The sequence below is a fragment of the Streptomyces sp. NPDC031225 genome (genome assembly GCF_055570355.1).
Genome location: NZ_JBVIHJ010000039.1, coordinates 1 through 22,639, shown reverse-complemented (window position 1 = coordinate 22,639; position 22,639 = coordinate 1). Strand labels below are relative to the sequence as shown.

Genomic DNA, 22,639 nt, shown 5'->3' with positions numbered 1-22,639 from the left:
ACGAATGTAGCGCACCTCGAAGCGAAACGAAACTGTTTCGTTCGTGTTGTGGGTCACCGAGGATCGCGCTCGGCCGGTTTTTCACAAGTTGCTCCGGTCCATCCCCCGGAAAAGCATGGGAAGGTGAGCTATCTGCGCCTTCCGCACCTGAGCGGCGACCTGCTGTGCTTCGTCGCCGAGGACGACCTCTGGCTGGCCCCTCTCGACGGACCGGGCCGTGCCTGGCGCCTGACCGTCGACCGGACCAAGACCGGCCACCCCCGCTTCTCGCCCGACGGCCGCCGTATCGCCTACACGAGCTGGCGCAGTCTCGTGCCCGAGATCCATCTGGCGGACGTGGACGGCGGACCGGGCCGGCGGCTCACCTACTGGGGCTCGACCGACACCCAGGTGACCGGCTGGACCCCGAACGGCGAGATCCTCGCCGTCGCCTCCCACGGCGAGCCCTTCTCCTACTTCACCTGGGCGTACAAGGTCCCCACGGACGGCTCCCCCGGCCGCAAACTCCCCTGGGGTCCGGTCTCGGACATCCAGGTCGCCGACCGGAGGACACTGCTGCTGACGGGCACCCCGCCGCACGAACCCGCCGCCTGGAAGCGCTACCGGGGCGGCGCGACGGGCCGCCTCTGGCTGCACGGCGAACGCCTGCTCCCCGACCTCGGCGGCCACCTCCACTCCCCCATGTTCGTCGGCGACCGGATCGCCTTCCTCTCCGACCACGAGGGCGTCGGCAACCTCTACTCCTGCGCCCACGACGGTTCCGACCTGCGCCGCCACACCGACCACGACGCCTTCTACGCCCGGCACGCGGCGAGCGACGGCACCCGGGTGGTGTACCAGTGCGCCGGTGACCTCTGGATCGTCGACGACCTCTCCCGCGCCGAGCCGCGCAGACTCGACGTACGGCTTAGCGGGCCGCGCGCGGGCCGCCGTACCTACCAGGTACCGGCCGCCCAGCACGTGGACGGCATCTCGGTGGACGAGACGGGCCGCGCGAGCGCCGTCGTCGTCCGCGGCAGCCTGTACTGGCTGACCCACCGGGACGGCCCGGCCCGCACCATCACGGACACGCCGGGGGTACGGGTCCGGCTCCCGGAGATGCTCGGCTCGGGCGGACAGGTCGCGTACGTCACGGACGCCGAGGGCGAGGACGCCGTCGAGATCGCCTATCTGCCCCGGGCGACCGGTGACCGCGAGCCACGACGCCTGGCCTCGGGCGAGCTGGGCCGGGTGCTGGAACTGGTCTCCGACCCGCGGGGCGAGCGCCTGGCCATCGCCTCGCACGACGGCCGCGTGCTGCTCATCACCGTGTCCGGCGACGCCGCCGACGCCCCCGACGCCACGGGCACGGACGGTGCCGACGGCGGGGTCACCGAGCTCATCCGCTCCGTCAACGGCCCGGTCCGAGACCTGGCCTTCTCCCCGGACGGCTCCTGGCTGACGTGGTCGCACCCGGGCATCGGGCGATCGCTGCGCCAGATCAAGATGGCCCGTATTTCCCCGAAGGGCGGAGGGGACCGGCTGATCGTCGACGTCACCAACGGCCGCTTCGAGGACGAGAACCCGGTCTTCACCAAGGACGGCCGCTATCTGGCGTTCCTCTCCTGGCGGGGCTTCGACCCGGTCTACGACGTCCACACCGGCGACCTGTCCTTTCCGCTCGGCTGCCGCCCCTACCTGGTCCCGCTGTCCTCCGCGACGCCCTCCCCGTTCGCCCTGAACCCGGAGGGCCGCCCGGCCGCAGGCGGCCTGGACCCCGTTGAGGACGAGAGCGGCGAGGGCGGCGACGGCGGGACGGTGACGGTCGAGACCGAAGGGCTGGAGAGCCGGGTGACGCCCTTCCCGGTCCCCGCCTCCAAGTACTCGGCGCTGCACCCGGTCGCCGGCGGCGGCCTGGTCTGGCTGCGCTGGCCGATCTCGGGCGCGCTGGGCGAGACCTTCGTGAACCCGGACGACACCTCCGAGCGCCCGACCCTCGAACACTTCGCCATCGGCAAGGCGAAGAAGTCCGAACTCGTCGAGCACCTGGACTGGTTCGCGGTCAGCGGCGACGGTTCGAGGCTGGTCGTGGTGGACGAGGGCGAGCTGCGCGCGACCCCCGCCACGGAGTCCGGCGACGGCGACTCGACCGTCTGGATCGACCTCCGCCGCATCCTGCACGAGGTCGACCCGCCCGCCGAGTGGCGCCAGTCGTACGAGGAGGCGGGCCGGCTGATCCGGGCGCACTTCTGGGAGCCGGGGATGTGCGGCATCGACTGGGACGCGGTGCTCGACCAGTACCGCCCCCTGGTCGAACGGGTCGCCTCCCCCGACGAGTTCGCGGACCTCCTGCGCGAGGTGCTCGGCGAACTCGGCACCTCGCACGCCTACGTCACCGCCGCCCGCCGCAACGAGGGCCCGCCCCACTACCAGCGCCGCCAGGGCCTGCTGGGCGCCAACTTCGTTCTCCGGGACGGTGGCTGGCGGGTCCGGCGGATCCTCCCCGGCGACTCCTCGGACTCCAAGGCACGCTCCCCGCTCGCCGGCACCGGCATCCGCGAGGACGCGGTCCTCACCCACGTGGACGGCCGCCCGGTCGACCCGGTCGCCGGCCCGTATCCCCTGCTCGCGGCGGCGGGCGGTACGACGGTGGAGCTGACGTTCACGCCGTCCGGGGGCGAGGGCAGGTCCCGCCGGGTCGCGGTGGTCCCCCTCCTCGACGAACGCCCCCTGCGCTACCAGGACTGGGTGGCCAAACGCCGGGCTGTCGTACGGGAGTTGAGCGGCGGCCGCTGCGGCTACCTGCACATCCCCGACATGGGCGGCTCGGGCTGGGCCCAGTTCAACAGGGACCTGCGGATGGAGGTCTCCCGCCCCGCCCTGATCGTCGACGTACGCGGCAACGCGGGCGGCCACATCAGCGAACTGGTCGTGGAGAAACTCACCCGCACCATCCTCGGCTGGGACCTGACGAGAAACGCCCAGCCCGTGTCGTACGCCTCGAACGCCCCGCGCGGTCCGGTCGTCGCGCTGGCCGACGAGGCGACCTCCTCCGACGGCGACATGATCACGGCGGCCTTCAAACTCCTGAAGCTCGGACCGGTGGTGGGCCAGCGCACCTGGGGTGGAGTGGTCGGCATGACCGGCCGCCACCAGCTCGGCGACGGCACGGTGATCACGGTCCCGATGAACGCGGCCTGGTTCGACGCGTACGGCTGGTCCATCGAGAACCAGGGAGTCACCCCCGACCTGGAGATCCTCCGCACCCCACTGGACTGGGCAGAGGGCCGCCACGCCCAACTGGACGACGCGGTACAGCTCGCACTGACCCTGCTGGAGACAAACCCCCCGGCCACCCCACCGGACTACCGAGACGTACCGGACAGATCAAGACCGAAGCTGCCCCCACGACCTTGAGAAGGGGCACGGGGCTCTGCTTTCAGGGGTGCGGGGGCTTTGCTTTCGGGGGGTGCGGGGCCTTGCTTTCAAGGTCACGGGGGCTCGCTGCCAGGGGCGCGGGGGCTTTGCTCGCAAGAGCGCGGGGGCTCGCTGCCAGGGGCGCGGGGGCTTTGCTCGCAAGGGCACGGGAGCTTGCTGCCAGCGGTGCAGGGCCTTGCTTTCAAGGGCACGGGAGCTTGCTGCCAGGGGTGCAGGGGCCTTTACTCATGGGCGCGGGGGCTCGCTGCTAGAGGCACGGGGCCTTGCTTTTAGGGGCGCGGGGAACTGCGCGACAAGCCCCCACCGGCCCGCACCCGACAACCCACCCGTGCCACCACACAAAAACGCAGGGCACCCTCCCAACAAAGAGAGGGCACCCCACGCTTCAAGCAGTGACGTGACTACATGTCGTAGTCGGGGTCCATCCGCTCCTGCTCCTCGCGCTGGAGACGCTCGGTCTCCTCATCGCGCACGCGCTCACCGTCCTGCTCGCCGCGGCGACCCCGCTGGGCCTGCTCCTTGCCCTCCTGGGCCTTCTGCTTGGCCTGCTGCTGCCACTGCTCGGACTTGTCCTGGAACTGGTCCTTCATACCCATGTGGGTTCACTCCCGTGGGGGTGAGGGGAAGAGCCCCTGGCCGGGGCCTCGACCAGATTCACACGCCCGGACAAAGAACGCATTTCGATCAGTTACGGTGCGTAGCGCGCTCCTCCTCATCGGCCGCCCCACCTGCACCGACGAGCCCCACCCGCATGCCCTCCAACCGTGCCCCGAACCGCCGCATCTCCCGCTGCCCGACCGTCCCGATGAGCCCCGGCAGGTACCCGCGAACCCCCTGCATCCCGCGCAGCCACCCCTGCCCGTACACATGGCTCGACCGCCGCTCGATCCCGGCCACGATCCGCTCCACCGCGGGACCCAGCGGGTACGTCTTGTTGGCCGGCCACGGCAGCCGCTGCCGCAGCTCCCGCATGACCTCGTCCTGATCCGCCCCGCGCACCATGTCCGTGTCGGTCCACGACAGATACCCGACCCCGACCCGTACTCCCCTATGCCCGACCTCGGCCCGCAGACTGTGCGCGAACGCCTCCACGCCGGCCTTGGACGCGCAATACGCCGTCATCATCGGCGCCGGGGTGATCGCCGCGAGGGAGGCGATCTGCAGCAGATACCCCCGGCTCTCCATCAGCACCGGCAGGAACGCCCGTGCGGTGACGGCCGATCCGACGAGGTTGACCTCGATCACCCGCCGCCACGCCTGCGGATCGGAGTCGACGAAGGGCCCGCCGGTGGCGACACCGGCGTTGGCGACGACGATGTCGACCTTCCCGAACCGCTCCTTGACCTCCCGCGCCACCCGGGTCATCGCCTCGTGGTCGGTGACATCGGCGTACCAGTGGTCGCTGTCGCCGTGCAGCCGCTCGGAGAGCTGCTTGAGCGCGTCCGGCTCCAGCCCGACCAGCGCGACCTTCGCCCCGCGCGCGGACAGCTTGCGGGCGAGCAACTCCCCGACTCCCCGCGCGGCTCCGGTGACGACCGCGACCTGTCCTTCGAGTCCGACCCTGCTCATGCGCCCTCCTTGACCTGGATGTAGGTGGTGACGAGTTCCCGGATCCGTGCGGTGACCAGGTCGGGCGCCTCGACGGGCGTCATGTGGCCGAGGCCTGGCAGTTCGGTCACCCCGAGGCAGTTCGGCAACGCGGCGGCCAACTGGTGTGCGTGCACGGGCGGGGTGAGCCGGTCCGCCGTACCGACGACGACGGCCGTCGGCACGGTGAGCTGCCGTACGCCGTGATCCAGATCGAGCAGATCCAGCACCTGCGACCAGGCGTACCGCACCTTGCGCGGACAGGCGTGCACGATCCGCGCGCACGCCTCGACCATGTGCGGGGCCGAACCGGGGCCCATCGTCCCGTACTTGAGGATGCGCCGGGCGAGCGGCGTCACCGGCCCGAGCGGCGCCCGCGCCCCGAGGACGTGCCGGGTCAGCCAGGTGCGCGCCCGTCCGGCCCGGATCGGCACCACGGTCGACTCGGCGACCAGCCGCGACGAACCGGTGCTGCACAGCAGGACGGCCGCCGCACGCTTGTGGAACCCCGGGCGCCCGGCCGCGGCCATCACCGTCATCCCGCCCATGGAATGACCGGCGATCACCGCCTTCTCGTCCGCCGCAAGGCTCGCCTCCAGTACGGCTTCGAGGTCGTCGGCGAGCAGGTCCGCACTGCACACCGGGCTCGCCGGACTGCGTCCGTGGCCGCGCTGGTCGTACGCGATGACCCGGTGGTCGACGGCGAGTTCGCGGATCTGGGCGGCCCAGAACGCGGTGGAGCAGGTCCAGCCGTGGGCGAGGACGACCGGGGGCGCGCCCTCGGGCCCGTGCACCTCCACGTGCAGGCGGGCGCCGTCGGCGGAGAGCACGGTGAGTTCACGCACCGGGACGGGCGGGGCGTACGGCCCGGAATCGACGTGCATCGAACGACGGCTCGGACGGCTCGGACGGCTCACAGGACTCATTCCGCTTGTACGGCTCATACGGCGGTCACCTCCGCGTCCGCCGAGGCCACTGCCGGCACCTCTGCCGATGCCTCTGCCAACGCCTCAGCCGACACCCGCAGCACCTCGTACTCCGCGAGGTCCACCCGCCGTGTCGCGCGCCGGAACTCGGTCGTCGTACCGGGCCAGATCGTGCTGTTGCGGCCGTTCGCGTCCAGGTACCAGCTGGTGCAGCCGCCGGTGCTCCACACCGTGCGCTTCATGCGCTCCTGCACCCGGTCGTTCCAGGCCCGCACGGCCGGGGGACGCGCGTCGAGGGCGACCCGCCCGCCGAGGACGTCGAGCTGCCGGACGAAGTCGGCCAGGTAGTTCAACTGGGCCTCGATCATGAGGATCATCGAGGAGTTCCCGAGCCCGGTGTTGGGCCCGATGACGGTCATCCAGTTGGGGAAGCCGGCCGCGGAGGCACCGCGCAGCGCCTCCATCCCGCCCTTCCACGCCTCGGCGAGCGTCCGCCCGTCCGCGCCCACGACCCGGTCGGCGATCGGCATGTCGGTGACGTGGAAGCCCGTACCGAAGACGATCGCGTCGGCCTCGGCCTCGGTACCGTCGGCGGCGACGAGCGTCGACCCCTCGACGCGGCTGAGCCCGCTCGCGACCACGTCCACGTTGGGCTGGGCCAGCGCCGGATAGTACGTACTGCTCAGCAGGATCCGCTTGCAGCCGATGCGGTAGTCGGGGGTGAGCTTGGCGCGCAGCGCCGGGTCCTTGATGGCACGGGCCATGTTCCGCTTGGCCAGTTGCTCGACGGCACCCAGCTCACCCGGCCGCTTGGTGAACGCCTGGACCTGCAACTCCCTGATGCCCCACAGCAGTCCGCGCCGGGCCTGCGTGGTGAAGGGCAGCTGCCGGTGCAGCCAGCGCTCGGCGCCGCTGATCGCCCGGTCCATACGGGGCATCACCCAGGGCGGGGTGCGCTGGAACAGGGTGACCTTCCGGGCGAGCGGCTGGACGGTCGGCACGATCTGGATGGCCGAGGCCCCCGTCCCCACCATCGCGACCCGCTTGCCGCGCAGGTCGTAGTCGTGGTCCCAGCGGGCGGAGTGGAAGACCTTGCCCGGGAAGGAGTCCAGCCCGGGGATGTCCGGGATCTTCGGGTCGGAGAGCGGCCCGGTGGCGGAGACGACGAAGTCGGCGGACAGCGAACCGCTCTCCGTCTCGATGTCCCACCGCAGCTTCTCGCCATCCCAGGTCATCCGCTTCACCTCGGAGTTGAAGCGGATGTGCGGGCGCAGCCGGAAGACGTCGGTCACGTGCTCCAGGTAGGCGCGGATGTGCTCCTGCCCGGAGAAGGTGCGCGGCCAGTCGGGGTTCGGCGCGAAGGAGAACGAGTAGAGATGGGACGGCACGTCACAGGCGCATCCCGGATAGCTGTTGTCCCGCCAGGTCCCGCCGACGCTGTCGGCCCGCTCCAGGACGACGAAGTCGGTGACGCCTTCCCGCCGCAGCCGTACGGCGGCGCCCAGCCCACCGAACCCGGACCCGACCACCGCCACCCGCACATGCTCGTGTTCGGCCATACCGATGCCCTCTCGTGCCCGACTCCGCCAGTAAACACTGGCGCAATGGGAGCGTAGAGCAGCTCCGTACCGATGGGTAGGGGTCGCGGGAGCGAAAGTTACCAGCGGTACAACATAGGCTGCGGACGTGACGGACAAGCGCGAGTACCGCATGGAGGAACTGGCCCGCCTGGCCGGCATCACAGTGCGCACCCTGCGCTTCTACCGCGAACGCAAGCTGATCCCGCCGCCCCGCCGCGAGGGCCGTATCGCCTGGTACGACGACCACCACCTGGCCCGCCTGCGCACCATCGCCGCCCTCCTGGAACGCGGCCACACCCTGAGCGGGATCGCGGAACTCGCCGAGGCGCTCGACCACGGCCGGGACGTCGCCGACGTCCTGGGAGTGGCCCCCACGGAGGAGGAGCCGGTCCGCCTCACCCCCGAGGAACTCGCCGCCCGCTTCGAGGGCGAGGTCACCACGGAGAACCTCGCCGCCGCGATGGACCTCGGCTACCTCGGCACCGACGGCGACGAGATCGTCCACGTCAGCCGCCGCCTCCTGGACGTCTCCTCCAGCCTCGTCCGCGAGGGCATCCCCCTCGCGGAGGTCCTGGCAGCGGGCAAACGCGTCCGCGAACACGTCGACGCCCTGGCGGAGATGTTCGCCGAACTGGTCCTGCGCCACGCAGAAGAGGACGACCTCCAACGCCTGCGCCCCCTCGCCCGGAGCGTGGTGGAGGCGGAACTCTCACTGGCGCTGGACCGACGGTTGCGGAAGCCGCGGCCCTAGAGCTCGTAGACCACGGTCACGGGCGCATGGTCCGACCAGCGCTCCGCGTGCGTGGCCGCCCGCTCCACGAACCCCTTGACCGCCTTGGCGGCGAGACCGGGCGTGGCGAGCTGGTAGTCGATCCTCCATCCTGAATCGTTGTCGAAGGCCCGCCCCCGGTACGACCACCACGAGTACGGCCCCTCCACGTCCGGATGCAGCGACCGTACGACGTCGACGTACCCGCCGTCGGTCTCGTCGAGCACCCGGCTCAGCCACGCCCGCTCCTCGGGCAGGAACCCGGAACTCTTCTGGTTGGCGCGCCAGTTCTTGAGGTCGGCCTGCTGGTGGGCGATGTTCCAGTCACCGCAGACGACGACTTCGCGGCCGTCGGCGGCGGCGCGGTCACGCAGGCCCTTCAGGTAGACGAGGAACTCGTCCATGAAGCGCACCTTCTCGTCCTGTCGCTCGGTCCCGACCTCGCCGGAGGGCAGGTAGAGGGAGGCGACGGTGACGCCGGGCAGGTCGGCCTCGACGTAGCGCCCGCTGGTGTCGAACTCCGCCGACCCGAAGCCGACCTGGACACGGTCCGGCTCACGGCGGGTGTAGAGGGAGACACCGGCGCGGCCCTTGGCGGCTGCGGGCGCGTGCACGACGTGCCAGCCGTCGGGCGAGCAGACGCCTTCAGGCAACTGCTGCGGCTCGGCGCGCACCTCCTGCAGGCAGAGCACGTCGGCGGAGGTGTCCGCGAGCCACTCCACGAAGCCTTTCTTCGCGGCGGCACGCAGCCCGTTCACATTGGCGGAGGTCACAGTCAGCACCCCGGCACGATACCGGCACACTGGAGGGCATGCTGATCCGCCGTGTCCCCTTCGACCACCCCGACGCCGTGAAGCTCAACGACCAGGTCCAGGCCGAGTACCACATCCGCTACGGCGATGGCGGCGACGCCACCGAGCTGGCCCCGACGGACTTCGAGCACCCGAACGGCGTGTACCTGATCGCGTACGACGAGAGGGACAGCCCCGTCGCCACGGGCGGCTGGCGCGCCCAGGACGCCAACGGCGAGGGCAACCTGAACGGCGACGCCGAGCTCAAGCGCATGTACGTGATCGAGGAGATGCGCGGCCGCGGTCTCGCCCGCCGCGTCCTCGCCGCCCTGGAGGACGACGCCCGCGCGGCCGGCCGCCTGCGCATGGTCCTGGAGACCGGCATCAAGCAGCCGGAGGCCATCGCCCTGTACACGTCCAGCGGCTACGAACCCTGCGTGAAGTTCGGGTACTACCGCTTCCACGAGGAGAGCCGCTGCTTCGCGAAGGCGCTGTGAGGGTGCCGCACACATGACAGAAGACCCGCTCCTGAACCCAGGAGCGGGTCTTCATGATGCGTGGACCTGTGGGGATTTGAACCCCAGACCCCCTCGATGCGAACGAGGTGCGCTACCAGACTGCGCCACAGGCCCTTGCAACGAGTGAAACTCTAGCATCCCCATCAGGGTGCTTGGAAATCCGTTCCCCGGCTGGTCAGGGACGCTCACTCGTTGGCCGCGCGTGGCCGGTCGCCTTCCTCGTACTGGTCGAAGAGCGGCGTGCGGCCGCGCTCGCGGGCCCGGCGTGCGGAGGCGGCGCGGCGGGCGTCGCTTCGCTCGTCCGCCGCCGGCTGGTCCTCCGCGTCTGCGGATCCGTCCTCCGCTCCCCCGTCCTCGGCGGCGGGCCTCGCGTCCTGACCGGACTGCTCCGGAGCGGCGGAGCTGGACCGGGCCGAGCTCCACGCGTCCGGCGCCCCGAGGTCCACGTCCGCGGTGGCCCGCGGTGCGACCGGCGCGGTCACGTATGTGGGAAGCGGTACCGGCACCGGGTCCCAGCTGTCCCCGTGCCCGGGTCCGCGCTGGCGCTCGCGCTGCTGGTCGACCCACTCGGCGTGGTCGGTCTGCTCGACGAGGGCGCGCCGGTCTGCGGCGAGTGCCGAGAGCCCGGGATCGGTCTCCGGCGCCGGTCCCTCGTCCGGTTCGTCGGCGTCCACGCCGGTGGTGACGGAGGCGCGTCGGCGCGGCTGGCGCGCGCGTTCCCGCAGTCGCTGCGCGGCGGCCTCGGCCTGGCGCCGGTCCATCTGGTAGGCGAAGCGGCGGTGTTCCTGGGAGCGCAGGTACGCGATGTACACGCTGAGCATGACGGCGGGCACGCCGGGCGCCCACAGGAAGGCGAGCCCTCCCACGGCGGCGACGATCGCGCCGAGCGTGAAGGCCAGGAAGAGCATCACCGTCGTACGCCGACGGCGTGCGAGCACCTTGGTGCGCCGGGCGCGCGCCGCGGCCGCTTCCGCGGCGGCCGTGCGCCGGGCGGGAGCCTGGCCCTGGGCGTGCGCCGGGGTGGCGGGTGTCTGCTTGCGGGTCGGTGCGCCGCCGTGTTCGGGCGCGGCCGCGTTCGTTTTCGCGCGCGCCGGTTCGCCGCGTCCGGCTTCCCGCGCTGCTTCTCGCGCGGGTTCGTGCGTCGCCTGGGTCTGCGGACGGGTCGGAGGCATGGCGAAGGCCCGGACGTCCACCGACTCGGTGGCGGCGTCCGGTTCGTCGGCGCTGCCCTCCCCCTCGTCGGCGGAGCGCGCGCGCAGGTCCTTGGCGTACCGACGCTCCATGCCCGCCCGTCCGGAGAGCAACCGGATGGCGGTGCTGAAGCGTTCCGTCGGACGGGCCTCGTTCAGCTCGTCCTGCCTACGGAGCCACATCGGCACCAAGTAGGCGGCCCAGGCCCCGACAATGACTGCGTAGATGAGGCCGCTGCTGCTCACGCCTCACACGGTAGAGGGGTTTGCGTGAGGCCATCTGCCAATTGAGTCGGTGTGTCGCACGATCCGGCTGATATTTCGAGCTTTTTTTGTGACCGATCCGATCAGCAGGCCGCCTCAGTCGAGAATTCAATGCCCTGAGACGGTCATGCACCGATCACTTTCGAACACTTATTCAATTCCGAGCCATGCTTCCGGATCCGCTCTCCGCCGCGCTCGCGGCTATGCGGGATTGTCGTGCGGTGTACTGCCGGAGCGTGCCCGCTGCCAGCGTCTGAGCAACCCGTCGGGCACCTCTTCCGCGGTGAGCGAGAACACGAGATGGTCGCGCCAGGCCCCGTCGATGTGGAGATAGCGCGGCCGCAGTCCCTCCTCGCGGAATCCGAGTTTCTCCACGACCCGTCGGCTGGGCCCGTTCTCGGGGCGAATGCAGACCTCGATGCGGTGCAGTCCGACGCTACGGAAACAGTGGTCCACGACAAGCGCCACGGCGGTCGGCATCACACCGCGCCCGGCCACCGACTGGTCCACCCAGTAGCCGACGTGTCCCGAGCACATCGAGCCCCAGGTGATCCCGGCGACCGTCAACTGTCCGACCAGCTGCCCCCGGTACTCGATGACGAACGGCAGCATCCGCCCCGCGTTCGCCTCGGACCGCAGGTGACGGACCATCTGGCGGTAGGTCGGCCGGTGCGCGATCGGCCCGGTGGGCGTGGGCGGCGGAATGGTCGCCTCCCAGGGCCGCAGCCAGTCCCGGTTGCGCCGGTTGACCTCGCGCCAGATCCGCTGGTCGCGCATCCTTATCGGCCTCAGGACGACATCGCCGTCCGCCAGTACGACGGGCCATGACGGGCTGTTCAGCTCGCACCCCCAGTGCCGGCGCCGGGTCTCGGGTGGTCGCCGCCGCGGATCTGGTCGACGGCGTGCGTCAACAGGGGCTCCAGGACGGCGAGCCCGTCCTTCACCCCGCCGCTGGAACCCGGCAGATTGACGATCAGAGTGCGTCCCGCCACCCCGGCCAGGCCCCGGGACAGCGCTGAGGTCGGCACCTTCTCCCGCCCGAACGCCCGGATGGCCTCCGCGATGCCCGGCACCTCGCGGTCGATCACCGCGCGGGTCGCCTCGGGGGTGCGGTCGGTGGGCGAGATGCCGGTGCCGCCGGTGGTGACGACGACGTCGTATCCGGCGTCCGCGGCGGCGCGCAGAGCGGCCTCGACGGGGTCGCCGTCGGGGACGACCTGTGGTCCGTCGACGGTGAAACCGAAGCGCTTCAGCCCGTCGGCGATCAGCGGACCGCCCTTGTCCTCGTAGATCCCGGCTGCCGCCCTGTTGGAGGCGGTGACCACTAGAGCCCGGTACGTCATCCTCGGCTCCAGTCGCCCGACTTGCCGCCCGTCTTCTCCTCGACCCGTACGTCCGTGATGACCGCTCCCTTGTCGACCGCCTTGACCATGTCGATCACGGTGAGCGCGGCGACGGAGACCGCGGTGAGCGCCTCCATCTCGACGCCCGTGCGGTCCGTGGTCTTCACGGTGGCCAGGATCTCCACCGCGTCGTCCGCGACCGACAGGTCCAGTTTCACACCGGACACCGACAACGGGTGACAGAGCGGGATCAGGTCCGGGGTGCGCTTGGCGCCCATGATGCCCGCGATCCGCGCGGTGGCCAGCGCGTCGCCCTTGGGAACGCCCTCACCGCGCAGCAGCTCGATCACTCGGGGCGACACCAGGACACGTCCGCTGGCACGCGCGGTGCGTGCGGTGACGTCCTTGCCGGATACGTCGACCATGCGGGCGGCGCCCGCTTCGTCGATGTGGGTCAGTCGGTCCTGCGTACTCATGGTTGTGCGGCGCTCCCGGTCCGGGCTGTTGTGCGCGACACGGTACCGCCAACCAGGAGTGCTCAGCCGAGCAGGACCACTTCGACCTCGGTGCCGGGCGCCACGGACTCCGTGTCCTCCGGTACGACGATCAGCGCGTTTGCCCGCGCGAGGGCGGCGACCAGATGGGACCCGGCACCGCCGACGGGGGTGACCGCGCCGTCGGCGCAGGTGCCGCGCAGGAACTGCCGGCGCCCCTTGGGCGAGGTCAGCGCCTTGTCCGCGGTCAGGGTCGCCCTGGTCGTGGGCCGGTGGACGTCGTCGAGGCCCATGAGGGCGCGGATGGCGGGCCGGACGAACAGCTCGAAGGAGACGTACGACGAGACCGGGTTGCCGGGCAGGGCCAGCAGCGGGGTGTGGTCGGGGCCGATGGAGCCGAAGCCCTGGGGTTTTCCGGGCTGCATGGCGAGCTTGCGGAAGTCGACGCCGCTGCCCGGTTCGTCCTCGTCGTCGACGTGCGACAGCGCCTCCTTGACGACGTCGTACGCCCCGACGCTCACGCCGCCGGTGGTGACCATGAGGTCGGCGCGGACGAGCTGGTCCTCGATGGTGGAGCGCAGGGTCTCGGAGTCGTCGGCGACGGCGCCCACGCGGTAGGCGATGGCGCCGGCGTCCCGGGCGGCCGCGGTGAGGGCGAAGCTGTTGGAGTCGTAGATCTGGCCGCTGCCGAGGCTTTCGCCTGGCTGGACGAGTTCGCTGCCGGTGGACATGACGACCACGCGCGGGCGTGGGCGCACGCGGACGCTGCCGCGGCCGATCGCGGCGAGCAGGGCGATCTGCGGCGGGCCGAGGACGGTGCCGGCGTCCAGGGCGCGGTCGCCGGCCCGGACGTCGCTGCCCTTGGCGCGCACGTGCGCGCGTGCCTCGGCGGGCCGGTACACGTGCACCTGCCCCTCGGCGCCCTCGGGGGCGAGGCTTCGGGCGCGCATCTGGGTCACCGGGCCCTCGCCGAGGCCTCCGTCGGTCCACTCGACGGGGACGACGGTCTCGGCGCCGGGCGGCAGCGGGGCGCCGGTCATGATGCGGGCGGCCTGTCCGGGGCCGACGTGCAGCAGTTCGGCGTGGCCCGCCGCGACGTCCCCGACGACGTCCAGGACGGCCGGGAACTCCTCGCTCGCGCCCGCCACGTCGGCGACCCGGACCGCGTACCCGTCCATGGAGCTGTTGTCGAACGGAGGCAGGGACACCGGGACCGTGATGTCCTCGACCAGGACGCAGCCCTGGGCGTCGAGCAGTTGCAGCTCGATGGGTTCGAGGGGGCGGACCGTCGCGAGGATGTCCTCCAGGTGCTCGTCCACCGACCAGAGGTGGTCCTGGTCGGCGGGACGGGTCGCGGCGCTGCTCAACTCGCTACATCTCCTCGGCTACGAAACTGCGAAGCCAGGTCCGGAAGTCCGGTCCCAGGTCTTCACGTTCGCATGCGAGTCTGACAATGGCACGCAGATAGTCGCCGCGGTCTCCGGTGTCATAGCGGCGGCCCTTGAAGACGACGCCGTGCACCGGGCCGCCGACCTTCTCGTCCTGGGCGAGCTGCTGGAGGGCGTCGGTGAGCTGGATCTCGTTGCCGCGGCCCGGCTCGGTCTTGCGGAGTATCTCGAAGATGTGCGGGTCGAGGACGTAGCGGCCGATGACCGCGTAGTTGGACGGGGCGTCGGCGGCTTCCGGCTTCTCGACGAGGCCGCTCACCTTGACGACGTCGCCGTCCTCGGTCTCCTCGACGACGGCGCAGCCGTAGAGGTGGATCTGCTCGGGCGCGACCTCCATCAGTGCGATGACGCTGCCCCCGTGCTGCCCCTGTACCTCGATCATCCGCTGGAGCAGCGGGTCGCGGGCGTCGATCAGGTCGTCGCCGAGGAGGACTGCGAAGGGCTCGTCGCCGACGTGGGGGGCCGCGCACAGGACGGCGTGGCCGAGGCCCCGGGGGTCGCCCTGGCGGACGTAGTGCATGGTGGCGAGGTCGCTGGACTCCTGGACCTTGGCGAGCCGGCTGCGGTCGCCCTTCTTCTGGAGGGCGGACTCGAGCTCGTAGTTGCGGTCGAAGTGGTCCTCCAGTGGGCGCTTGTTGCGGCCCGTGATCATGAGGACGTCATCGAGGCCCGCCGAGACGGCCTCCTCGACCACGTACTGGATCGCCGGCTTGTCGACGACCGGCAGCATCTCCTTGGGAGTTGCCTTGGTTGCCGGCAGGAAGCGGGTGCCGAGCCCTGCTGCCGGGATGACAGCCTTGCTGATCCGAGGGTGCGACTGAGTCATGTCCGCAACCCTATCCGGAGCCTTTGCGTGGAATCTGTGGCTCCGGTTAATAAGTTCTTATATGAGCGCATTGAAGGGGTACGGGTGGAGACTTTGAGTCACGTCGGACGTCCGGCCGAGCCTGACAAGCGAACGTTGCGGCGAGACTACCTGGCGGTGAGGAACAGGTTGACGGCCGATGACGTGCGGGAAGGGGCGGCCACGCTGGCCCGCAGGGCGCTCGGTCTGCCCGAGCTGACGGGTGCGCGCACGGTGGCCGCGTACGTCTCGGTGGGCAGCGAGCCCGGCACGCTGGTGCTCCTGGACGCGCTGCGCGAGCGGGGCGTGCGTGTGCTGCTCCCGGCGCTTCTGCCGGACAACGATCTGGACTGGGGCGCCTACACGGGCGAGGGCTCTCTCGCGCGGGTCCAGCACGGCGGGAAGATGGCCCTCTTCGAGCCCTCCGGCGAGCGTCTGGGCCCGGACGCCGTGACCGGCGCCGACGTCGTGCTGCTGCCCGGGCTGGCGGTGGACGGGCGCGGGATGCGCCTGGGGCGCGGCGGAGGGTCGTACGACCGGGTGCTCGCGCGTCTGGAGCGGGCGGGGGCCCGACCGGCGCTGGTGGTGCTCCTGTACGACTCCGAGGTCGTCGCGCATGTCCCGGAGGAGGCGCACGACCGGCCGGTGCACGCGGTGGTGACGCCCTCGGGCGTGCGTCGCTTCCACCGTCCGGCATGAGACAGGGGCTCTCCACACGCGTGTGGAGAGCCCCTGTCGTCGAAGACCCCGTCTACCGCGGGAGGTTCACGGTTTCAGGACCAGTGTGTCGCTCGTGCTCTTGCCTACGGCGTCCTTCGAGAAGGACCAGTCCAGCAGTTCGCCCTTGACCCACTTGCCGGTCTGGTCGGTGTAGTGCGCGCTGTAGGCGTGCCCCGAGGCGCCGGTGAGGTTGATCCACTTCGACTTGTCGAGGTCGCCGAGGTTGACCACCATGCGCATCGACGGCACCCAGACCACGCCGTAGCCTCCCGCGGCGTTCCAGCCGGTCGCGTTGACCGTCGCCTCGCCGCCGCTGAGCTTCCAGGGGCCGCGGTTGAGCATGTACTTCAGGAAGCCGGGGCCCTCGATGCCCAGGGTCTGGTTCTTCAGGAACAGCCGGTGCAGCCGGCCCCAGCTCCAGGTGTCGATGTCCTTGCCGAGCTTGGCGGTCAGCTCCCAGCGGGCGTCGATCATGGCGCGCTTGAACAGCTCGTCGCGGTTGGTGGCCGCGGGGCGGTCGCCGACGCCCTTGGGGGTCTTCCACCAGTCGCTGTTCTCGTCGTTCATGAGGGTGCGCACGACCTCGAACCACCGGTCGCCGCCGTCGGGCTGCGCCTGGTCGGCATCGCGCTGGCCGCACTCGCGGACCTTGTCCGTCTCGTCCACGGGCCCGGTGGTGTCGATCGGGTCGACCCACAGGCACTGGCCCTTGACCCGCAGCTCCTTGGGCAGCTTGTTGCCGAAGGCGAGCTTGAGGATGTTGCGCCAGACGGAGTTGAAGTAGGCGGCCGCCGCCGAGTCGGCGTCCTGGGTGTAGTCCCAGCCCTCCAGCAGCTCCTGCGCCTGGCGGACGTCCTTGTCCTTGAGGTCGATCTTGAGCAGCTTGGGCACGAGCAGCTTGGCGATCTCGCTGCTGTTGTCGAGCTGCATCTGGCGCATGTCGTCGGTGGAGATCTTGCCGCCGCCCTTGATCTTCTGCTCGATCAGGTCGGTGATGCGCTGGCTGCGGGTGCCGTAGCCCCAGTCCGTGGTGAGCGTGTACGGGTACTTGTCCTTGTCGACGACGGCCTGGTTGGCGGTGACGATGAAGCCGCGCGAGGGGTTGTACTCGTAGGGCAGCTCGTCCTGCGGGATGTACTTGCCGGTCCAGGCGTACTTGGGGTCCCAGCCCGGGGCCGGGATGGCGCCGGTGTCGCTTTTGGCGCGGATCGGGATGCGGCCGGGCAGCGTGTAGCCGATGTTCTCGGCGTCGGCGTAGACCAGGTTCTGCGAGGGCACGTCGAACATGGCCGCCGCCGCGCGGAAGTCGCTCCAGTTCGACGCCTTGTCCATCGCGAACACGGCGTCCATGGAGGTGCCGGGGTCGAGGGCGGTCCAGCGCAGGGCGACGCCGTAGCCGTCGCCGCGGTCGGGGGCCGCGTTGTCGACGGTCGCCTTCTTGCCGACCTTCACCAGTTCGTCGTAGCGGTCGGACAGCAGGGGGCCGTTGTTCGTCTCACGGACGACGATCTTCTTGGACTCGCCGCCGGCGACCTTGATGGTCTCCTCACGCGTGGTGAAGGGCTTGGTCCTGCCGTCGTAGAGGTAGCCGTCGCCGGACAGCTTCTCCAGGTAGAGGTCGGTGACGTCGACGCCGGAGTTGGTCATGCCCCAGGCGATCTTCCCGTTGTGGCCGATGACCACGCCGGGCATGCCCGCGAACGTGTAGCCGGTGACGTCGTACTGGCACTTGCTGGAGAGGGCCCGGCAGTGCAGGCCCATCTGGTACCAGACGGACGGCAGCGAGGGCGACAGGTGCGGGTCGTTGGCCAGCAGCGGGCTGCCGGTGATGGTGTGCGAGCCCGCGACGACCCAGGAGTTCGAGCCGATGCCCTGGCCGTTGACGCCGACGGCCGTGGGGACGTCGTCCAGGACCTTGTAGAGGCCCGAGAGCTGGCTCTGCAGGGCCGAGGAGGCCGACGTCGAGGTCGAGGAGGACGACGAGGCCGACGTGCCCGTGGTACCCGACGTGGAACCGCTCGTGGAGGTACCGGAGGTGCCCGTGCCCGAGGTGCCCGTGCCGGACAGGCCGCTGTCCTCCGAGCTCCCGTCCTGCTCGAACGTCCCGGTCAGCTCGTTGTACTGGCCCTCCTGGACGATGGCCTGGTTCCGGCTGTACGGGTAGTCCGGGTACAGGTCGGCGATCTGCTTCGGGCCGAGGCGGCTGGTCATCAGGGCGCGGTCGATCTCGTCCTGCATGTTGCTGCGCAGGTCCCAGGCCATCGCCTTCAGCCACGACACCGAGTCGACCGGGGTCCACTTCTCGGGCTTGTAGTCGTTCTTGAAGCCGAGCGCCGCGTACTCCAGGGAGATGTCCCCGCCGCTCTTGCCCTGGAGGTAGGCGTTGACCCCCTTGGCGTACGCCTGGAGGTACTTCTTGGTGGAGGCCGACAGCTTGGTGTCGTACTCCTTCTTCGCGACCCGGTCCCAGCCGAGCGTGCGCAGGAACTCGTCGTCGTCGACCTGACCCTTGCCGAACATCTCCGACAGGCGCCCGGAGGTCATGTGCCGGCGCACGTCCATCTCGTAGAAGCGGTCCTGCGCCTGCACGTAGCCCTGCGCCATGAACAGGTCCGCGTCCGAGGAGGCGTAGATCTGCGGGATGCCGTAGCTGTCGCGCTGGACGTCCACGGGGCCCGACAGGCCTTCGAGCTCGACCGAGCCCTTGGTCTGCGGGAGGGACGCGCGGACGGTGCTCACCGACCAGTACCCGCCGTAGGCGATGCCACCGATGATGGCCAGTACGAGGACGAGAACGATCAGGCGGCCTCTGCGCCCCTTCTTCCTGCCGGACTTGCCGGGCTGCTGACCCGATGAGGCGGTGGTGGTGGGGGGCATCGCTGTCCTTGCTGTCCTAACGCGAGCGGCAGGGCGGGCTGTGCTTTCGACGGGGAGCCTGCGTCACATCCCCGGCCCGGCGTCGCGCGCCCGGGATGTGACGCAGGCTCTGCGCGCTGGAGCAACCATAGGCGCAGGGCCCGGCGCGACTTGACGCGGAGTCGGGTACCGGCGCGGACGGGCGTTCGATCTTGCCTCGCGAAGCGTCAAGAAATCGTCAAGAGTTAGGTAAGGTAACGAAGTACTTGGATGCGGAGTCACGTCGCTTCGTGTCCTATGTACATGAGCTCACACGCGCGTACGCCGGTGAGCCAGGGAAGGGAACGGCCGCTGACTGTCCACCACCTCAACCAGCTCCTGCTCGTCTGCTCGCTCGTCCTGCTCGTCGCCGTGGCAGCGGTCCGGATCTCCTCGCGCAGCGGGCTCCCCAGCCTGCTCGTGTACCTGGGGATCGGCATCGCCATGGGCCAGGACGGCATCGGCGACATCCACTTCGACAACGCCGAACTGACCCAGGTCATCGGGTACGCGGCCCTGGTCGTGATCCTGGCCGAGGGCGGCCTCGGCACGAAGTGGAAGGAGATCAAGCCGGCGCTGCCGGCCGCCACCGCGCTGGCACTGGCCGGGGTCGCGGTGAGCGTCGGGGTCACGGCGACGGCCGCGCACTACCTGATCGGGCTGGAGTGGCGCCAGGCGCTCATCATCGGGGCGGTCGTGTCCTCGACGGACGCGGCGGCGGTCTTCTCGGTGCTGCGCAAGATCCCGCTCCCCACGCGCGTGACGGGCACGCTGGAGGCCGAGTCCGGCTTCAACGACGCCCCGGTGGTCATCCTCGTCGTCGCCTTCTCCCAGGCCGGACCGGTCGACCACTGGTACGCGCTGATCGGCGAGATAACCCTGGAGCTGGCCATCGGCGCGGCCATCGGCATCGCGGTGGGCTGGCTGGGCTCCTGGGGCCTTCGGCACGTCGCCCTGCCCGCCTCCGGCCTCTACCCGATCGCGGTCATGGCGATCGCCGTCACCGCCTACGCGGCGGGCTCGCTGGCGCACGGCAGCGGATTCCTCGCCGTCTATCTCGCCTCCATGGCGATGGGCAACGCCAAGCTGCCGCACTGGCCCGCCACCCGCGGCTTCGCCGACGGGCTCGGCTGGATCGCCCAGATCGGCATGTTCGTCCTGCTCGGCCTGCTGGTCACCCCGCACGAACTCGGCGACGACGTGCTGCCCGGGCTCGTCATCGGGCTGGTGCTCACCATGGTGGCGCGGCCCCTGAGCGTCTTCCTGTGCCTGACGCCGTTCCGGGTGCCGTGGCAGGAGCAGACGCTCATGTCCTGGGCCGGACTGCGCGGCGCCGTGCCCATCATCCTGGCGACGATCCCCATGGTGAGCGGTGTCGAGGGCAGCCGCCGCATCTTCAACATCGTCTTCGTCCTGGTCGTCGTCTACACCCTCGTCCAGGGCCCGACGCTGCCCTGGCTGGCGCGCAAGCTGCGGCTGGGCGGGGACCCCGAGGCCGCCGACCTCGGCATCGAGTCGGCGCCCCTGGAGCGGCTGCGCGGACACCTGCTGTCCGTCGCGATCCCCGACGGGTCCCGGATGCACGGCGTCGAGGTCAACGAGCTGCGGCTGCCCTCGGGAGCCGCGGTCACCCTGGTCGTCCGCGATGAAAAATCGTTCGTTCCGCTGCCCACGACAGTGCTGCGGCGCGGTGACGAACTCCTCGTCGTCGCCACCGACCCGGTCCGTGACGCCGCGGAACGGCGGCTGCGCGCGGTGGGCCACGGCGGCAAGCTGGCCGGATGGCTGGGCACGGGCGGCATCGGCGGCAGTCGCTGAGGGCGGCCCGGAAGACCTGTTGTTACGGATGCGTTTCGCGCTCCCTGTACGATGAAGGCACCCCTGATCGAACCAACTCTGCCTGACGCAGAGCTGGCGCGACCGTATGGCGGCCGAGACGTCCCTGAGCAGTGACCTTCGGCATCTACCGCAGTCCGCGCAAGAGGACAGCTCTCGGCGCCATCCCTTCCGAGGGGAACCGCGCTACCAGGCGGCAGAAAGGCACGGGCCGTGGCATCCACGGTCACCTCCTCCCGCCCGGGATACGGACAGCTGCTGCGCACCCGCGGCGCCTGGACGTTCCTGCTCCCCGGCTTCGCGGCACGCCAGCCGTTCGCGATGCTCACCATCTCCATCGTGCTGCTCATGCAGCACACCACCGGCTCCTACGGCGCGGCGGGCGCCGTCGCGGCCGCCACAGGCGTCTCCATGGCGCTGTTCGCGCCCTACAGCGGCCGTCTCGCGGACCGCTACGGGCAGCGCGCCGTCCTGATCCCCGGAGTGCTCGCGCACACCTTGTCCGTGCTCTCCCTGACCGCGCTCGCCCTCTCGCACGCGCCCTTGTGGGCCCTGTTCGCGGCGGCCGTGCCGACGGGTGCATCGGTGCCGCAGATCGGCCCCATGGTGCGCGCCCGCTGGGGCGTGACGCTCCAGGACTCGCCCCTCATGACCACGGCGGCGGCCTTCGAGTCCGTCACGGACGAGCTGACCTTCGTCTTCGGCCCGCTGCTGGCCACCGCCCTGTGCACCGCCGTGGATCCCGCCGCCGGCCTGCTGACGGAGGCGTCCCTCACGCTGCTCGGCGGCCTGCTGTTCGCCGCGCAGAAGAGCACGCAGCCGCCGGTCGCCGCGGTCGACGGGCACACGCGCGTGGAGCACTCCTCGGCTCTGCGTGTGCCCGGCGTGCGGGTCCTGATCGTGACCTTCCTGGGCATCGGTTCCGTCTTCGGTGGCATGCAGGTCTCCCTGGCCGCGTTCAGCGAGTCGATCGGCGAACCCGGCCTGAACGGTGTCCTGTACGGCGTCTTCGCCGCGGGCAACATGCTCTCCGGCCTGGTCTGCGGAGCCATCGCCTGGAAGGTGGCCCCGCAGCGCCGCCTGGTCGTCGGATACGGCGCCCTCGCCCTGACGGCCTCCGGCCTGTGGGCCGCGCACTCGGTGTTCGTCCTGGCGGGCCTCGGCCTCCTGGTCGGCATGTGCATCGCGCCCGCCCTGATCACCGGCTACACCCTGGTCGAGAACCTGGTCCCGGCCGGCGCCCGCACCGAGGCGTTCACCTGGCTGACCGGAGCGGTGGCCCTCGGCCAGGCGGCCGCAGTCACGATCGCCGGACAGCTGGAGGACCGGTTCTGGGGCGGTGCCGGATTCCTGGTGCCGATGGGCGGCACCCTGCTCGCCCTGGTGACCCTGCTGGCGCTGCGTTCGCACCTCGCGGGACGGCCCCGCAGCCGGACGGTCGCACGTGGCATCGGTCACCGAGTGCCGGTGGCAGTGGACTGATCCTCGGGAATACGTCACTATGGACCATCGTTAGCACTCACTGAGTGAGAGTGCCAGGAGGAAGACAGTGCCCACGTATCAGTACCAGTGCACCGAGTGCGGCGAGGGCCTCGAGGCGGTGCAGAAGTTCAGCGACGACGCCCTGACCGAGTGCCCCAACTGCCACGGCCGCCTGAAGAAGGTGTTCTCCGCGGTCGGCATCGTCTTCAAGGGCTCCGGCTTCTATCGCAACGACAGCCGCGGCTCCTCGTCGAGCAGCACTCCGTCGTCCACGAAGCCGTCGACGTCCACGTCGACGTCCACGTCGACATCCGCGTCGTCGGCATCCGAGTCGAAGTCTTCCTCCTCGGAGTCGAAGTCGTCGAGCACGGGCAGCTCGTCCAGCAGCAGCTCCGCCGCCTAGGTCTCACTTCGAGGGCCCGGGCGTCGTGCGACGGGCGGGGCCCCGGGGTTCCCCCACCCCCCTTCCCCCCCAACTTTTGCGCCCGACAACGTGTTTGTTATGGCGAACACAGAAAGCGGGGTGACCGGAGAT

19 protein-coding genes and 1 tRNA gene are annotated in these 22,639 nt (G+C 70.6%); 7 read left to right on the top strand and 13 right to left on the bottom strand.

What is annotated here, in order from left to right:
• The first annotated feature begins 123 nt into the window (after nucleotides 1–123).
• Nucleotides 124–3,396 (top strand): S41 family peptidase, encoded by a 3,273-nt coding sequence (locus tag ACZ48Z_RS41750; RefSeq protein ID WP_468741159.1) that lies wholly within the window; start codon nucleotides 124–126, stop codon nucleotides 3,394–3,396.
• Between the two features lie 422 nt (nucleotides 3,397–3,818).
• On the opposite strand, the gene ACZ48Z_RS41745 is transcribed toward ACZ48Z_RS41750, so the two are convergent.
• From ACZ48Z_RS41745 to ACZ48Z_RS41730, 4 genes are all read right to left on the bottom strand, one after another.
• The gene (locus ACZ48Z_RS41745) at nucleotides 3,819–4,013 is read right to left on the bottom strand and encodes a hypothetical protein (protein WP_468741158.1); all 195 of its coding nucleotides are present in this window, start codon (nucleotides 4,011–4,013) and stop codon (nucleotides 3,819–3,821) included.
• A gap of 88 nt (nucleotides 4,014–4,101) precedes the next feature.
• Complete coding sequence (locus tag ACZ48Z_RS41740) at nucleotides 4,102–4,986, bottom strand: SDR family oxidoreductase (RefSeq protein ID WP_468741157.1); 885 nt, start codon at nucleotides 4,984–4,986, stop codon at nucleotides 4,102–4,104.
• On the bottom strand, nucleotides 4,983–5,888 hold the full coding sequence (locus ACZ48Z_RS41735; protein ID WP_468741156.1) for an alpha/beta fold hydrolase: 906 nt from the start codon (nucleotides 5,886–5,888) through the stop codon (nucleotides 4,983–4,985). The genes ACZ48Z_RS41740 and ACZ48Z_RS41735 overlap by 4 nt, the downstream gene beginning before the upstream one ends.
• 56 nt (nucleotides 5,889–5,944) lie before the next feature.
• Entirely contained in the window at nucleotides 5,945–7,489 is a 1,545-nt protein-coding gene (locus ACZ48Z_RS41730; protein ID WP_468741155.1) for a flavin-containing monooxygenase, read from the bottom strand.
• Nucleotides 7,490–7,616: 127 nt separating this feature from the next.
• On the opposite strand from ACZ48Z_RS41730, the gene ACZ48Z_RS41725 reads away from it, so the two are divergent.
• Nucleotides 7,617–8,261 carry a MerR family transcriptional regulator gene (locus ACZ48Z_RS41725; RefSeq protein ID WP_468741154.1) on the top strand — a complete coding sequence of 215 codons (645 nt, stop codon included), beginning with the start codon at nucleotides 7,617–7,619 and terminating at the stop codon, nucleotides 8,259–8,261.
• Here the strand turns inward: ACZ48Z_RS41725 and ACZ48Z_RS41720 are convergent.
• Nucleotides 8,258–9,061 carry an exodeoxyribonuclease III gene (locus ACZ48Z_RS41720; protein WP_468741153.1) on the bottom strand — a complete coding sequence of 268 codons (804 nt, stop codon included), beginning with the start codon at nucleotides 9,059–9,061 and terminating at the stop codon, nucleotides 8,258–8,260. The two genes, ACZ48Z_RS41725 and ACZ48Z_RS41720, sit on opposite strands and share 4 nt — an antisense overlap.
• A 29-nt stretch (nucleotides 9,062–9,090) precedes the next feature.
• On the opposite strand from ACZ48Z_RS41720, the gene ACZ48Z_RS41715 reads away from it, so the two are divergent.
• The gene (locus ACZ48Z_RS41715) at nucleotides 9,091–9,567 is read left to right on the top strand and encodes a GNAT family N-acetyltransferase (protein ID WP_468741152.1); all 477 of its coding nucleotides are present in this window, start codon (nucleotides 9,091–9,093) and stop codon (nucleotides 9,565–9,567) included.
• 61 nt (nucleotides 9,568–9,628) lie between these two features.
• Here ACZ48Z_RS41715 and ACZ48Z_RS41710 read toward each other — a convergent pair.
• The 7 genes from ACZ48Z_RS41710 to galU form a co-directional block, all read right to left on the bottom strand.
• Nucleotides 9,629–9,702: transfer RNA gene (locus ACZ48Z_RS41710), tRNA-Ala, on the bottom strand.
• A 71-nt stretch (nucleotides 9,703–9,773) separates the two neighbouring features.
• Nucleotides 9,774–11,024, bottom strand: coding sequence for a divisome protein SepX/GlpR (sepX, locus tag ACZ48Z_RS41705; RefSeq protein WP_468741151.1), 1,251 nt, complete (start codon nucleotides 11,022–11,024; stop codon nucleotides 9,774–9,776).
• Between the two features lie 219 nt (nucleotides 11,025–11,243).
• On the bottom strand, nucleotides 11,244–11,882 hold the full coding sequence (locus tag ACZ48Z_RS41700; RefSeq protein WP_468741184.1) for a GNAT family N-acetyltransferase: 639 nt from the start codon (nucleotides 11,880–11,882) through the stop codon (nucleotides 11,244–11,246).
• A complete protein-coding gene (locus tag ACZ48Z_RS41695) occupies nucleotides 11,879–12,385 on the bottom strand; it encodes a MogA/MoaB family molybdenum cofactor biosynthesis protein (protein WP_468741150.1) in 507 nt (168 codons plus the stop codon). Before ACZ48Z_RS41695 ends, ACZ48Z_RS41700 begins: the two co-directional genes overlap by 4 nt.
• On the bottom strand, nucleotides 12,382–12,861 hold the full coding sequence (moaC, locus tag ACZ48Z_RS41690; RefSeq protein ID WP_468741149.1) for a cyclic pyranopterin monophosphate synthase MoaC: 480 nt from the start codon (nucleotides 12,859–12,861) through the stop codon (nucleotides 12,382–12,384). Before moaC ends, ACZ48Z_RS41695 begins: the two co-directional genes overlap by 4 nt.
• A gap of 62 nt (nucleotides 12,862–12,923) precedes the next feature.
• Nucleotides 12,924–14,246 (bottom strand): molybdotransferase-like divisome protein Glp, encoded by a 1,323-nt coding sequence (gene glp / locus ACZ48Z_RS41685; protein ID WP_468741148.1) that lies wholly within the window; start codon nucleotides 14,244–14,246, stop codon nucleotides 12,924–12,926.
• A 4-nt stretch (nucleotides 14,247–14,250) separates the two neighbouring features.
• On the bottom strand, nucleotides 14,251–15,153 hold the full coding sequence (galU, locus tag ACZ48Z_RS41680; RefSeq protein ID WP_468741147.1) for a UTP--glucose-1-phosphate uridylyltransferase GalU: 903 nt from the start codon (nucleotides 15,151–15,153) through the stop codon (nucleotides 14,251–14,253).
• Nucleotides 15,154–15,246: 93 nt separating this feature from the next.
• Here galU and ACZ48Z_RS41675 point away from each other — a divergent pair, with 93 nt between their 5' ends.
• Nucleotides 15,247–15,870, top strand: coding sequence for a 5-formyltetrahydrofolate cyclo-ligase (locus ACZ48Z_RS41675; protein ID WP_468741183.1), 624 nt, complete (start codon nucleotides 15,247–15,249; stop codon nucleotides 15,868–15,870).
• A gap of 66 nt (nucleotides 15,871–15,936) precedes the next feature.
• Here ACZ48Z_RS41675 and ACZ48Z_RS41670 read toward each other — a convergent pair whose 3' ends face one another.
• Nucleotides 15,937–18,768: a penicillin acylase family protein gene (locus tag ACZ48Z_RS41670; RefSeq protein WP_468741146.1), complete on the bottom strand. Its 2,832-nt coding sequence runs from the start codon at nucleotides 18,766–18,768 to the stop codon at nucleotides 15,937–15,939.
• Nucleotides 18,769–19,044: 276 nt separating this feature from the next.
• Here ACZ48Z_RS41670 and ACZ48Z_RS41665 point away from each other — a divergent pair, with 276 nt between their 5' ends.
• From ACZ48Z_RS41665 to ACZ48Z_RS41655, 3 genes are all read left to right on the top strand, one after another.
• Nucleotides 19,045–20,604: a potassium/proton antiporter gene (locus tag ACZ48Z_RS41665; protein WP_468741145.1), complete on the top strand. Its 1,560-nt coding sequence runs from the start codon at nucleotides 19,045–19,047 to the stop codon at nucleotides 20,602–20,604.
• Between the two features lie 231 nt (nucleotides 20,605–20,835).
• Entirely contained in the window at nucleotides 20,836–22,104 is a 1,269-nt protein-coding gene (locus ACZ48Z_RS41660) for an MFS transporter (protein ID WP_468741144.1), read from the top strand.
• Nucleotides 22,105–22,171: 67 nt separating this feature from the next.
• Nucleotides 22,172–22,507: an FmdB family zinc ribbon protein gene (locus ACZ48Z_RS41655; protein ID WP_468741143.1), complete on the top strand. Its 336-nt coding sequence runs from the start codon at nucleotides 22,172–22,174 to the stop codon at nucleotides 22,505–22,507.
• Nucleotides 22,508–22,639: the final 132 nt, after the last annotated feature.

Excerpts from the sequence above, each read along its gene's own strand:
- ACZ48Z_RS41740 (WP_468741157.1), bottom strand. The coding sequence starts at position 4,986 with ATGAGCAGGGTCGGACTCGAAGGACAGGTCGCGGTCGTCACCGGAGCC.
- ACZ48Z_RS41715 (WP_468741152.1), top strand. The coding sequence starts at position 9,091 with ATGCTGATCCGCCGTGTCCCCTTCGACCACCCCGACGCCGTGAAGCTC.
- ACZ48Z_RS41670 (WP_468741146.1), bottom strand. The coding sequence starts at position 18,768 with ATGCCCCCCACCACCACCGCCTCATCGGGTCAGCAGCCCGGCAAGTCC.
- ACZ48Z_RS41730 (WP_468741155.1), bottom strand. The coding sequence starts at position 7,489 with ATGGCCGAACACGAGCATGTGCGGGTGGCGGTGGTCGGGTCCGGGTTC.
- ACZ48Z_RS41665 (WP_468741145.1), top strand. The coding sequence starts at position 19,045 with ATGTACATGAGCTCACACGCGCGTACGCCGGTGAGCCAGGGAAGGGAA.
- ACZ48Z_RS41745 (WP_468741158.1), bottom strand. The coding sequence starts at position 4,013 with ATGGGTATGAAGGACCAGTTCCAGGACAAGTCCGAGCAGTGGCAGCAG.
- ACZ48Z_RS41735 (WP_468741156.1), bottom strand. The coding sequence starts at position 5,888 with ATGCACGTCGATTCCGGGCCGTACGCCCCGCCCGTCCCGGTGCGTGAA.
- moaC (WP_468741149.1), bottom strand. The coding sequence starts at position 12,861 with ATGAGTACGCAGGACCGACTGACCCACATCGACGAAGCGGGCGCCGCC.
- galU (WP_468741147.1), bottom strand. The coding sequence starts at position 15,153 with ATGACTCAGTCGCACCCTCGGATCAGCAAGGCTGTCATCCCGGCAGCA.
- ACZ48Z_RS41695 (WP_468741150.1), bottom strand. The coding sequence starts at position 12,385 with ATGACGTACCGGGCTCTAGTGGTCACCGCCTCCAACAGGGCGGCAGCC.